11 protein-coding genes are annotated in these 12,496 nt (G+C 64.5%); 7 read left to right on the forward strand and 4 right to left on the reverse strand.

The annotated features are described in order from the left end of the window. Nucleotides 1-242: 242 nt before the first annotated feature. The 3 genes from J0I79_RS32995 to J0I79_RS33005 all read right to left on the reverse strand — a co-directional run bounded on the left by J0I79_RS32995 (nt 243) and on the right by J0I79_RS33005 (nt 4,166). Entirely contained in the window at nt 243-1,238 is a 996-nt protein-coding gene (locus tag J0I79_RS32995; protein WP_292869685.1) for an ABC transporter substrate-binding protein, read from the reverse strand. 298 nt (nt 1,239-1,536) lie between these two features. Next, nucleotides 1,537-2,535, reverse strand: a complete 999-nt coding sequence (locus tag J0I79_RS33000) for an aldo/keto reductase (RefSeq protein ID WP_292869688.1) — start codon at nt 2,533-2,535, stop codon at nt 1,537-1,539. Nucleotides 2,536-2,660: 125 nt separating this feature from the next. After that, entirely contained in the window at nt 2,661-4,166 is a 1,506-nt protein-coding gene (locus J0I79_RS33005) for an altronate dehydratase family protein (RefSeq protein ID WP_292869691.1), read from the reverse strand. 255 nt (nt 4,167-4,421) lie between these two features. Here J0I79_RS33005 and J0I79_RS33010 point away from each other — a divergent pair, with 255 nt between their 5' ends. The 6 genes from J0I79_RS33010 (at nt 4,422) to gndA (ending at nt 10,225) form a co-directional block, all read left to right on the forward strand. Next, entirely contained in the window at nt 4,422-5,324 is a 903-nt protein-coding gene (locus tag J0I79_RS33010) for a GntR family transcriptional regulator (protein ID WP_292869694.1), read from the forward strand. 119 nt (nt 5,325-5,443) lie between these two features. Beyond that, complete coding sequence (locus J0I79_RS33015; RefSeq protein ID WP_292869697.1) at nt 5,444-5,797, forward strand: DUF2946 family protein; 354 nt, start codon at nt 5,444-5,446, stop codon at nt 5,795-5,797. Nucleotides 5,798-5,895: 98 nt separating this feature from the next. After that, complete coding sequence (locus J0I79_RS33020; RefSeq protein WP_292869700.1) at nt 5,896-6,438, forward strand: copper chaperone PCu(A)C; 543 nt, start codon at nt 5,896-5,898, stop codon at nt 6,436-6,438. A gap of 43 nt (nt 6,439-6,481) precedes the next feature. Continuing rightward, nucleotides 6,482-7,000 carry a YcnI family protein gene (locus tag J0I79_RS33025; RefSeq protein ID WP_292869703.1) on the forward strand — a complete coding sequence of 173 codons (519 nt, stop codon included), beginning with the start codon at nt 6,482-6,484 and terminating at the stop codon, nt 6,998-7,000. A 57-nt stretch (nt 7,001-7,057) separates the two neighbouring features. Beyond that, nucleotides 7,058-8,686: a copper resistance CopC/CopD family protein gene (locus J0I79_RS33030; RefSeq protein WP_292869706.1), complete on the forward strand. Its 1,629-nt coding sequence runs from the start codon at nt 7,058-7,060 to the stop codon at nt 8,684-8,686. 111 nt (nt 8,687-8,797) lie between these two features. Continuing rightward, complete coding sequence (gene gndA / locus J0I79_RS33035) at nt 8,798-10,225, forward strand: NADP-dependent phosphogluconate dehydrogenase (protein WP_292869709.1); 1,428 nt, start codon at nt 8,798-8,800, stop codon at nt 10,223-10,225. A 40-nt stretch (nt 10,226-10,265) separates the two neighbouring features. Here the strand turns inward: gndA and J0I79_RS33040 are convergent, their stop codons facing one another. Next, nucleotides 10,266-11,309: a LacI family transcriptional regulator gene (locus J0I79_RS33040; RefSeq protein WP_292869712.1), complete on the reverse strand. Its 1,044-nt coding sequence runs from the start codon at nt 11,307-11,309 to the stop codon at nt 10,266-10,268. Nucleotides 11,310-11,717: 408 nt separating this feature from the next. On the opposite strand from J0I79_RS33040, the gene J0I79_RS33045 reads away from it, so the two are divergent. After that, nucleotides 11,718-12,496: ABC transporter substrate-binding protein (locus J0I79_RS33045; protein ID WP_292869715.1), on the forward strand; the 779-nt coding region annotated here is incomplete at its 3' end.

The following is a 12,496-nucleotide window of genomic DNA, read 5'->3' on the forward strand; positions in this document are numbered from 1 at the left end:
GGCCGTTGAGTTCGAGGATCGTCCGGCCGGGCTCCAGCACAGGGGCGGGATGCAGGTCTTGCGCGGTCGATGTCATGACAATCCTCCCAGATTTGTCTCCCGGCTCGGCCCCGCGGATAAGCACGCGGCGAGGCTTTCAAGGCGTCCGCCTGACAGCCTAGACCAGGCCGGCGGATTTCCAAGCGATATGTCCGGTATTTCCGGGGCGCGAGGCCCCGGAAACCGTGCGGCTAGGCCGTTGCTCAGTTGAGCTTCGGATTGAGCAGGGCGTCGATCTTGGGATCCTTCATATTGGCCTTGGTGACCAGGTTGGCGCCGGTGTCGACATTGGCCTCGACCTTCTCGCCCTTCGAGGCCGCGAGCGCGGTCTTGATGCCGTCATAGCCCATCCGGTATGGATCCTGGACGACGAGGCCGGAGATGACGCCGTCGTTGAGGAACTTGATCAGCTTCTCGTCGCTGTCGAAGCCGATCAGCCCGACCTTGCCGGCAAGGTTGTTCTCGGCGATCGCCTGGCCGACGCCCTGCGCCATGATCAGGTTGGAGGCGAAGATGCCCTTCAGGTCCGGATTGGCGGTGATGAGGTCGGTGGCGATGTTGAGGCCGGTGGTGGCCTGGCCGTCGGCATATTTGTCGGCGATCAGTTCAAGGCCGGGATACTTGGCCTTGAGCTCTTCCTTGAAGCCCTGGGCGCGCTGCTCGAGCGAACCGGCGCCGGGCAGCGCGGTGATGAGCGCAACCTTACCCTCGACCTTGCCGCCATTGGCCGCGCCGATGGCCGCCGCGAGACCGTCGGCCGCGACACGGCCGCCCTGCACGTTGTCGGTGGTCAGGAACGAGGTGAAGGCCTTGGAGTCGGCGCTGGAGTCTATGCCGATGATCTTGACCTTGGCGGCGGCTTCATCGATCGGCTTGCCGAGCGCCTTGGCCTCGGTCGGCGCGATGACGACGGCGGCCGGGTTGCCGGCGACGGCGTTCTCGAGGATCGAGATCTGGCCGTTGACGTCGGTTTCAGCCTGCGCGCCGAGCTCCGGCACGTTGACGCCGAGATCCTTGCCGGCCTTGCGGGCGCCGGCCAGAACGATCTGCCAGTAGAAGGACGTGGTGTCCTTGACGATGATCGGAATGGTCACATCCGCCGCCGAGACCGGCGCGGTGTGCATGACGCCGGCAAGCATCGATGCAGCCGCAAGTGCCATGACGGCGCGGCGGTTGAGAATGCTGGTCACGAATTTCATAGGATCCTCCCTAAGTCGCCCGGTGAACGTTACGGAAGCTCCGTTCGGATAGGCGCGGCCCAAACAGAACTTTATCAATAAAAAACAGTTGCGCTGTTTTGATAGTGCATCGATCTGGCCGATGCAAGCGGTGTTTCGCGCCGCTCCTCCCTTGATGCGGCCAAACGCTCCCGTTCCGTTCTCTTGCGTCATGGAATATTAATTCCATGACTTAGTCAATATGGAATATTCATTCTTTTGACGGAGTCGCGGATTTGTGAAGCCGAACGACCGGCGTCACCTGTCCGCATCCGCCGCTTCACGCCAGCTCCTGCACCACCGTATAGGGGCGATATCTGGCATACTCCGTCCGCGGCACGTCGATGTCGAGCAGTTCCAGATTGCGTGTCAGGTTCGCCAGCTTCGCGGTGCCGGTCAGCACGGTGGCGACGGCAGGCTCGTGCAGGGGAAACTGGAATGCGGCGGCGGCCAGCGGATAGCCGCCTTCGCCGGCGATCTTCTCCATCGCGTCGACCCGGTCGAGCACGTCGCGGCTGGCGGGCTGGTAATCGAAATGCGCGCCTTGCACCGGCCCGGTCGCCAGTATGCCGGAGTTGAAGACGCCGCCGATCACCAGCGACGTCTGTTGTTTCCGGCACAGCGGCAGCAGTTCGGCTTCCGCGCTGCGGTCGAGCAGGGAGTAGCGGCTGGCGAGCAGGATGCAGTCGAGCGGCGCCCGGCGCATCACGTCGAGGCAGATCCGGACTTCGTTGACGCCGAGGCCGTAAGCGGCAATCGTGCCGGCGCGCTTCAGCTCTTCCAGCGCCTTGAGCCCGCCATCCATCAGCTGGCGAAAGTGCAGCTTGGTCTTCTCGACGCCATGCGTGTAGATGCCGATATCGTGGACGTAGAGGATATCGATCCGGTTCAGGCCGAGCCGCGCATAGCTGAACTCGACCGAGCGCATGATGCCGTCATAGGAATAGTCGTAGTCGAGCGCGAAGGGCAGCGGATCGACATAGGAATGGTCAGGCACCTGGTCTTCCGGCACCGGACGGAACAGGCGTCCGACCTTGGTCGACAGTACATAGGAGGAGCGCGGCTTGTAGCGCAGGAAATCGCCGAAGCGCCGTTCCGACAGGCCGAAGCCGTAGAAGGGGGCGGTGTCGAAATAGCGCAGGCCGGCGTCCCAGGCGCCTTGCAGCGTCTCCATTGCCGCCTCGCGCGAACAGGCCCGGTAGAGCCCGCCGATCGCGGCGCCACCGAAACTGACTTCGGTGACCTCGAGCGCCGTCTTGCCGATGCGGCGTTTTTCCATGCGCAACCTCCCCGTTACCGGCCACGGTGCGGCCGGGCATGTCTAGCCGATACGAGCCGAATCTAACTCTTTGTTTTTACGCAACTCCGGACGGAAAACCGCTTCACACTTTTCCTGGAATTGCTTCAGAGCGTCGCGCCGAGATGCCAGGGCACGAACTCGTTATCGCCGTAGCCGAAATCCTCGCTCTTGGTCTTGCGGCCGGAAGCCGTCTCGACGATCAGTTCGAAGATCTCGCGGCCCATGCCGGCGATGGTCTTTTCGCCCGAGGCGATGACGCCGCAATTGACGTCCATATCCTCTTCCATCTGGTGATACATGGTCGAGTTGGTGGCGACCTTGATCGACGGCGTCGGCCGGCAGCCGAAACAGGAGCCGCGGCCGGTGGTGAAGACGATGACATTGGCGCCGCCCGCCACCTGGCCGGTGGCCGAGACCGGGTCGTAGCCGGGCGTGTCCATGAACACGAGTCCGTTGCCGGTGACCTTCTCGGCATAGCCGAACACGCCGTTGAGCGGGGTCTGGCCACCCTTGGCCACCGCGCCCAGCGACTTTTCCAGGATGGTGGTCAGCCCGCCACGCTTGTTGCCGGGCGAAGGGTTGTTGTCGATCGAGGCGCCGTGCTTGGCGACATGGTCTTCCCACCATTTCACATAGCCATCGAGCTTCTTGGCGATTTCGGGCGTCGCCGCGCGATAGGCGAGCAGATGTTCGGCGCCATAGATTTCCGTCGTCTCTGAAAGGATGCCGATGCCGCCGACGCCGGCCAGGATGTCGACGGCAGCGCCCAGTGCCGGATTGGCCGTGATGCCCGACATGCCGTCGGAGCCGCCGCATTGCAGGCCGACGACGATTTCGCTGACCGGGATCGGTTCGCGCTTCAACTGGCCGACCTCCTCGGCGATCTCCGCCAGCACGCCCATCGCCTTTTCCACCGATTTGCGCGAGCCGCCGGCATCCTGGATATTGAAGTGGCGTTTGCCGGCGGCGGCTCCCTTCTGGCCATAGAGGGTGAGTTGGTTGACCTCGCAGCCGAGGCCGACCATCAGCACGCCGCCGAAATTCGGATGGCGGGCATAACCGGCGAGCGTGCGGTGCAGCACCATCATGCCGTCGCCGGTGCCGCTCATGCCGCAGCCCTGGCCGTGGACGATGGGCACGAAGCCGTCGATGCCGGGATATTTCGGCAGCAAGGTGCGGTTGGCCGTGTCGGCGATGGAATGGCAGACGGTGGCCGAGCAATTGACGCTGGCGATAATGCCGATGAAGTTGCGCGTGCCGGCGCGTCCGTCGGCGCGGCGATAGCCCATGAAGGTTCTGGCACGATCGGCCTCGGTCGCGTGCTCGGCCTCGCTCGGCGGCACGACGGGCAGGCGGCCGGCCTCGAAGACAAGATTGTGCGAATGGACATGTTCGCCGGGTGCGATGTCCTGCGTGGCGCGGCCGATCGCCTGGGCATATTTCACCACGGCCTCACCGGCGCTTATCGGCTTGATCGCCACCTTGTGGCCGGGCTCGATGACGGCGGTGGCGGTGGCGCCGCCCGGCAGCGCGGTGCCGATCTCGACGCGGCCATTGGCGACGGCGACATTGTCGGCGGGGGACAGAAGGATGGTGTTGGAGGCGTTCACGGGCGTTTCCTGGGTGATCCTGGGATGCGCGCGGATTGACACGCGCCTGTTAAGAGTTAATGTCTTTTATCGTGAAAAAACATTTTTGCGTCAATTGTTTTTTCGCAGGCGGTTCCGTGTGCTCCTCGGCAAATGGTGGCGCTGCAAACAATGAACCCGGCCCGGCGGTAGCGATTCCTGCTTCTCAGGGTCATGCGAACGTCATATTGCGCTTCAAGCCGGCCGCCGCAAGCGCCGGCATGGATGGGGCAGGGGATGTCGAAGAGCAACAACGTCTACAAGGATGCCTATAACAGGTGCCTCAGGCTGCTTGACGAGACGCGCAGCCTGCCTTCCGAACCGGAACTGGGCGCGCTGCTGGGCGTCAGCCGCACGACGGTGCGCAGCATCCTGGCTCGGATGGAGGAAACCGGGCTGATCGCCTGGAACAAGCGCGCCAAGACGGTGCTGCGCGATCCGCATCCCGACGATTTCTTCCCCGAGGAAGAGACCGACACGCTGGCCGAGATCATCGAACGGTCGTTCATGCGACGGCTGCTGGCCGGCGGCGCGGAGGCCGGCATGCAGATCAACGAACTCGAACTGGCCCGCGAGATCGGCGTCGGCACCACCAGCGTGCGCGAGTTCCTGATCCGCTTTTCCCGCTTCGGGCTGATCGAAAAACGCCGCAACAGCCATTGGGTGCTGAAGGGCTTTACCCGGGCCTTCGCGCTCGAACTGACAGAGATCCGCGAGATGTTCGAGCTGCGCTCGGCGGCAGCCTTCGCCGCCCTGCCGCAGGACAGCCCGGTCTGGACCGACCTCGATCGGCTGGAGGATGAACATCGCCAACTGGTCCGCGACATCGCCACGCGCTTCAACGAATTTTCGGAACTCGACGAGCGCTTCCACCGGCTCATTCACCGTGCGTCGCACAACCGCTTCATCGTCGATTTCTACGACGTGATCGCCATGATCTTCCATTACCACTACCAGTGGAACAAGGCGCAGGAGCGCGAGCGCAACGAAGTCGCGGTCGGCGAGCATCTTGCCTATATCGAGGCGCTCAAGTCGCGCGACCTCGGCAAGGTCGATGCCGCCTGCCGCAAGCATTTGAAGTCGGCGCGCCAGACGCTGCTCACCTCCATTCCAGAGAACCGGCAGCCGTCACGCGCCTGATCGTGCCGCGTTGCCGCAGCATCGATTTGGCGATTTTCCGCCTCCCCTTCGCGTGATAAGTATCCCACCAGTAGCTTGAAGAGGCCGATCGTTTGAAAAGCCGGGGGAGACGCTGGAGCATGTCGGCCGCGCTTGTCGCGGCCTATCTGCTGTTGCTCCAATCGACCCTTGGCGCCTTCGCCTTCGGCGTTCCGAACGCGGCGCAGCTCGATGCTTTCGGCAACGTCATCTGCACCCACGACGGCGCCACTCAGCTTCCGGACGGCGACCAGCATCCCTCTCATCTGCCGGCCTGCTGCACGCTTGGCTGCAGCATGTTTTCATCGGCCTTCGCGCCGCCGCCCGATGCCGGGATTGCGCTCGGCAATCTTTCCTTCCAGTCGGTCGCCTTCGTCTTTCCGGCGAGCATCCATCTCGGTTTCGCGCGCGAACGCTCTCCGTCGAACCCGCGCGCGCCGCCGCTCGCGGCCTGAGCCGGCGCGCCCGGCGGACCCTTTTACGGGCGCACCCATCCAAAGATCAAAACGTTTCGCGGCCGGCGACGGCGCGATCGTCACTTCATGGAGCAACCATGTCTCACTCTTCCTCTATGGCGGCACGCACGATGTTCGGCCGTTTTCTGTCCCGCTTCCAGCGCCTCGGCGCTGTCGCGCTGGCCCTTGCCCTGGCATTCGCCGGTGTCCACTCGGTCACCGCGCATGAGTTCAAGGTCGGCGACCTCGAAATCGAGCATCCCTGGTCGCGCGCCACGCCGGCCGGCGCCAAGGTCGCCGGCGGCTATTTCACCATCATCAACAAGGGCGGCACATCAGACCGGCTGCTGTCGATTTCCTCCGATGTCTCCGACAAGGCCGAACTGCACGAAATGGGCGTCAAGGACGGCGTCATGACCATGCGGCCGGTCGAGGGTGGCCTGGATATTCCCGCCGGCGGCAAGGTGGCGCTGGCGCCCGGCGGCTATCACCTGATGTTCATCGGGCTGAAGCGGCAACCCAAGCAAGGCGAAAAATTCGCGGCCACGCTGACCTTCGAGAAGGCCGGCACGGTCAATGTCGAGTTCGCCGTCGAAGGGATGGGCGAGACGGGCGGCATGGACATGGACCACGCCAACTGATCGCGCCAGCCAACCACCAATTTTTGAAATCAGAGGGACCATCATGAACAGATATCTTTTGTCCGCCGCAGCACTTCTCTTGCTGGGCACCAACGCCGCCTTCGCCCACATCACGCTCGAGACCCAGGAAGCGCCCGTCGGCTCGACCTACAAGGCCGTGCTTCGTGTGCCGCATGGCTGCGACGGCAAGGCGACGACCGCCGTGCGCGTGCAGATTCCGGAAGGCGTGATCGCGGTGAAGCCGATGCCTAAGCCCGGCTGGACGCTGCAGACCAAGAAGGGCAAGTATGAAAAATCCTACCAGCTCTACGGCCAGGCGGTGAGCGATGGGGTCAAGGAGGTCGACTGGAGCGGCGGCAATCTGCCGGACGAATTCTACGACGAGTTCATCTTCCGGGCGACGCTGACGGCGGACCTGCCCGTCGGCCAGAAGCTCTACTTCCCGGTGGTTCAGGAATGCGGCGATGCCGCGGAGCGCTGGATCGAGATTCCGGCGGCAGGACAGGATGAGGACGCGCTGGAGACCCCTGCGCCCGGCATCAAGCTGACACCGAAGAAATAACTTTTCTCCCCCGGCGCGCTCTGCTTGTCGGAGCGCGCCGCAATTGGCTGGCATGGTATGACCGCAATAGCTTCTGGGATAGCCGATACCACTACCAGGCTCGTTGGCTGGATTGCCGGCGGCCTGCTGGTCGCGCTGTTCATGGTCGTGGTCCCGGCGAGCCAGGCTTTTGCCCATGCGGCGCTGATCAAGACCGACCCGGCCGATGGCGCCGTGCTGGCGCAGGCTCCGGCGCGGTTCTCGCTGACCTTCAGCGAGCCGGTGTCGCCGCTGGTGCTGACGCTGGTCAAGCCCGACGGGACACCGGTCGCCCTGACAGACTTCCGCCTCACCGACCAGACCGTCGAGATCGACAACCGCCAGACGCTGAAGTCAGGCACGCATGTGCTGAGCTGGCGTGTCATCTCCGCCGACGGCCATCCGGTCGGCGGTTCAATTCTGTTTTCGATCGGCGCGCCAAGCGAGCCGCCCGCGGTGTCCGAAGCGGTGGACTGGCCACTGCGCTCGGCGATCTGGATCGGCAAGATCCTTCTCTATGCGGGGCTCTTCCTCGGCATTGGCGGCGCTTTCGCCCTGGCCTGGCTGGCGGCGGACGGTCGTGACGGCCAGCGCTTTGTCATTGCCGCCATTCTGTGCGGGCTGGCGGCGGCGCCGCTCTCACTGGGTTTTCAGGGATTGGATGCGCTCGGAGCGCCGCTCTCCCATCTCGCGCAGCCGGTGATCTGGCGGACCGGGCTTGGCACCAGCTTCGGCTGGACGGTGCTGATCGCCCTGATAGCGCTCGGGCTCGGCCTGTTGTCGCTGGCCGGACCGCGTGTGCTGGCCAGGCCATTTGCCCTTGCCGGCCTGGCTGGCGTCGGCGCGGCACTTGCCGCCAGCGGCCACGCCAGCGCTGCCGAGCCGCAATGGCTGACGCGGCCGATGGTGTTCCTGCATGGCGTCGGCATCGCCTTCTGGGCCGGCGCCCTGGTGCCGCTCGGTCTGGCGCTGAAACGCCGGACGGCCGGCGCCGTTGCCTTCCTGCACCGCTTCTCCTCGGCGATCCTGCCTGTCGTGGCGGTGCTTGCCGTGGCTGGCATCGTATTGGCTGTCATCCAGGTGCAGACGCCATCGGCGCTTGTCGGCACCGCCTATGGCCGGCTGCTGCTGACCAAGCTCGCGCTGTTGGTCTTCCTGTTCACCCTGGCCGCCGTCAACCGCTGGCGGCTGACGGCCTTGGCCGAGGCAGGCGCGACCGAGGTGCAGCGCCGGCTCACGCGTTCGATATCCGTCGAGGTGCTGATCGTGCTGGCGGTCTTCGGCGTCGCCGCAGGCTGGCGCTTCACGCCGCCGCCACGCGCCCTGGCGATCGCCGCCGCGCAGCCGGTTTCGGTCCATATCCACGCGCTGCAGGCGATGGCCGATCTCAGCATCACGCCCGGCCATGCCGGGCCGGTCGCGGCCTCGATGATCATCATGACCGGCGATTTCGGTCCGCTCGACGCCAAGGAGGTGACGCTGGTGCTGTCGAAGCCCGATTCCGGCATCGAGCCGATGAAGCGGGCGTCGACGAAACCGGGCGACGGCAGCTGGCGTGTCGACAACCTCGTCATTCCCGTGCCCGGGCGATGGACGGTGCGCATCGACATCCTGGTTTCGGACTTCCAGATCGTGAAGATCGAAGCGCCCGTGGACATCAGGCCGTGATGGTCTATATGGCCGCTTGCGAAGCGAGGCGGTTGACGCGGCGCTGAACGCTCGTCAATCATCCGACAAATCGCGAGCTCCACAACAAAATCCGAAAGCAGGGAAGAAACGATGGAAAAAGCCGAAATCGGCCTGATCGGCCTTGGCACGATGGGTTCCAACCTGGCGCTCAACATCGCCGAGCACGGGCACCGCATCGCCGTCTTCAACCGCACCAGGGCGCGCACGGACGCCTTTGTCGAGAATGCCGGCGCGCTCAAGGATATGGTTGTTCCCTGCTACAGCCTGGAAGAACTCGCCGAAGCGATACGGCCGCCGCGCCCGATCATCATCATGGTGCTGGCCGGCAAGCCGGTCGACGAACAGATCGAAGCGCTGCGCGGCGTCCTGTCCAACAACGACATCGTCATCGATGCCGGCAATGCCAATTTCCGCGATACGATGCGGCGTTTCTCGGAGCTTTCCGGCTCGGGCCTGACCTTCATCGGCATGGGCGTGTCCGGCGGCGAGGAGGGCGCGCGCCATGGGCCCTCGATCATGGTCGGTGGCACAGAAGATAGCTGGAAGCGCGTCGAGAAGGTGCTGACCGCCATCTCCGCCAAGTTCAAGGACGAGCCCTGCGCCGCCTGGCTCGGGCATGACGGCGCCGGCCATTTCGTCAAGACCATCCACAATGGCATCGAATATGCCGACATGCAGATGATCGCTGAAATCTACGGCATCCTGCGCGACGGCCTCGGCATGGGGCCAAAGGAGATCGGCCAGGTCTTCGAGACCTGGAACAAGGGCCGGCTGAACTCCTACCTGATCGAGATCACCGCCAAGGTGCTGGCCGCGGACGATCCGAAGACCGGCAAGCCGGTGGTCGACATCATCCTCGACCGCGCCGGCCAGAAGGGCACCGGCAAATGGTCTGTCATCGAGGCGCAGCAGCTCGGCATTCCGGCGACCGCGATCGAGGCGGCGGTGGCGGCACGCGTTCTGTCGTCGCTCAGGGATGAGCGGCTGGCGGCCGAGAAAGCCTATGGCAATATCGGCGTGACGAAGATTGCCGGCGACAAGGACGCGTTGCTCAGGGATCTCGAACTGGCGCTGTTCGCCGGCAAGATCGCGGCTTACGCGCAGGGCTTCGCGGTGATGAGCGGCGCCTCGAAGGAATTCAACTGGAACCTGCCGATGCCGACCATCGCCAGGATCTGGCGCGCCGGCTGCATCATCCGCTCGCAGATGCTGGACACGATGGCCGAGGCCTTCAGCGGCGGCGGCGCCTCGACCAACCTTTTGATGGCGCCGGCTTTCATCAGCCTGATGCAGGAGGCGCATCCGTCGCTGCGGCGCATCGTGGCGCGGGCATCGGAAGCCGGCTCGCCGGTGCCGGCGCTGTCCTCCGCGCTCGCCTATTTCGACAGCTACCGCCAGGGCCGCGGCACCTCGAACCTCATCCAGGCGCAGCGCGACTTCTTCGGCGCGCATGGTTTCGAGCGCATCGGCGAGCAGGGGGCGTTCCACGGCCCATGGGGCAGCGGCGCAGCCGGTTAGAGTCGGGTGTCGGCCCGACCTGACTGCAGAGCGGTGCTAATCAACGGCGATAGGCCAGGACCTCGCCCGGCACGCTGAGCGATTGCAGCAAGCCGGGTGCGGCGCCGCCGATCCAGCCCAGCACCGCGCGGGCGAGTTCGGAGCCGGCCAGCCGGAAGTTCTCGTTGACGATCAGCAGTTCCGGCCGGAACAGGTGCAGAAGATCCGACGACTGCTTGGAGACGATGTCGACATCGCGGCCGAGCTTCAGGCCGGCGTCCTCGATGCCGGCGACGAGCGCCAGGGTTGCCGCGGCGGCGCTGCTGACGATGCCGTCCGGCCGGTTTTCACGGCGCATGAGCTGTGCGGTCCGCGTCCTGATCTGCTCGATCGAATGGTCGATCGACACGGTGCTGAAAGGGATTTCGCTGGCGCCGACTTCGCTCAGCGCGTCGGCAAAGCCGTTCACCGTATGGCCGTGATAGGTCAGCCCGACAGGCGGCGTCAGTAGGGCAAGCTTGCGGCGGCCCTTTCCGGCGAGGCGCCGGACGGCCTCCACCGCGAAAGCGTGGTTGTCGAAATCATGGTAGGGATGAACCAGCCCCATCTCGGTGCGGCCATGCGTGGCGAAGGGAATGCCGTGTTCCAGCATGTAGCGGGCGCGGGCGTCGTTCGGCTGCGTGCGCGAGATGATGATGCCGTCGGCGGAGCCGGTCTCGACCAGGTAGCGTATCGGGTCGAGCGGATCCTGCGAACGCGAATAGGGCGTGACGATCAGATGATAGGGCGTGTCGGCGATGACTTCCGAGACGCCATAGATGATGTCCGACACAAAGCTCATGATCTCCTGCTCGGTGTTGAGCACGAGGCTGATGACATTGGTCTTGCCGGTGCGCAGGCGCACGCCGGCGCGGTTGGGCCGATAGCCGATCTGCTTGGCGACGAGCTGGACGCGGCGCCTCGTCTCGGCGCCGATCTCGGGCGCGTCCTTTAGTGCGCGCGAGACGGTGGTGACGCCGAGCCCGGTCATGAAGGCAAGCGTCTTCAGCGTCGGCCGCTCCCGCGCCGACCTTTCGTCGTTCTTTTCAGTGCGCTGTCTGTCCATTCGTCCCGCCCGTCAGGCGCATAGCAGCCGCAGGCCGGGTCGGCAATCGCCGCAATCCGCAACATGACGTGATTTCAGGCCCGGTACGGTCTCAATATACTGAAACGTTACAGATTGCCAATATGGCTGAGTTGCGTCGCGGTATCTTCGGGCGCATCCGGTCGCCGAATTCCCTTGAGAATCCAAGGTGAAGAGCGATTCTCACGGTTATCTCGCCGGCTTTTGTTAACGGATCGCGATTTTGCGCTGCAATGGCGGCTTGTTGCGGCGCAATATGGCAGGTCGGACGTTCGAATTTATTCGCGTCTCGAAAAAATCTGAATCCATCCGTGCGCCCGGGGTTGCGCCATCAGCGCAATTGCCGTATCGAAAATCTGTAACGTTTCAGATTTCTGGGAGGAAGCCGAAATGCGATACAAATTCCTGACCGCCGCCTTTGCCGCGACGGTTGCGCTGAACGTCGCCGGACCCGCGGCTGCGACCGATCTCGAAGTCACCCATTGGTGGACATCCGGCGGCGAAGCGGCGGCGGTCGCCGAGCTTGCCAAGGCATTCGACGCGACAGGCAACCATTGGGTCGACGGCGCTATTGCCGGATCCGGCGGCACGGCACGGCCGATCATGATCAGCCGCATCACCGGCGGCGATCCGATGGGCGCCACCCAGTTCAACCACGGCCGGCAGGCGGAGGAACTGGTTCAGGCGGGCCTGATGCGCGACCTCACCGACGTCGCCACCAAGGGCAAGTGGACCGAGGTCGTGCGGCCGAAGAGCCTGCTCGACAGCTGCACCATCGGCGGCAAGATCTATTGCGTGCCGGTCAACATCCATTCCTGGCAGTGGCTGTGGCTGTCGAATGAAGCCTTCCAGAAGGCCGGCGTGCCGATGCCGAAGGACTGGAACGAGTATGTGGCGGCGGCCCCGGCGCTGGAGAAGGCGGGCATTGTCCCGCTGGCGGTGGGTGGCCAGGCCTGGCAGTCGTCCGGCGCCTTCGACGTTCTGCTCGCCGCGGTCGGCGGCACCGATACCTTCCTCAAGGTCTATAAGGACAAGGACGCCAAGTTCGCCGCCGGACCGGAAGTCGCCAAGGTGTTCAAGGCGGCGGACGATGCGCGCAAGATGGCCAAGAACACCAATGTGCAGGACTGGAACCAGGCCACCAACATGGTCATCACCGGCAAGGCCGG

Source organism: Mesorhizobium sp. (assembly GCF_017306585.1).
Lineage (GTDB): Bacteria > Pseudomonadota > Alphaproteobacteria > Rhizobiales > Rhizobiaceae > Mesorhizobium.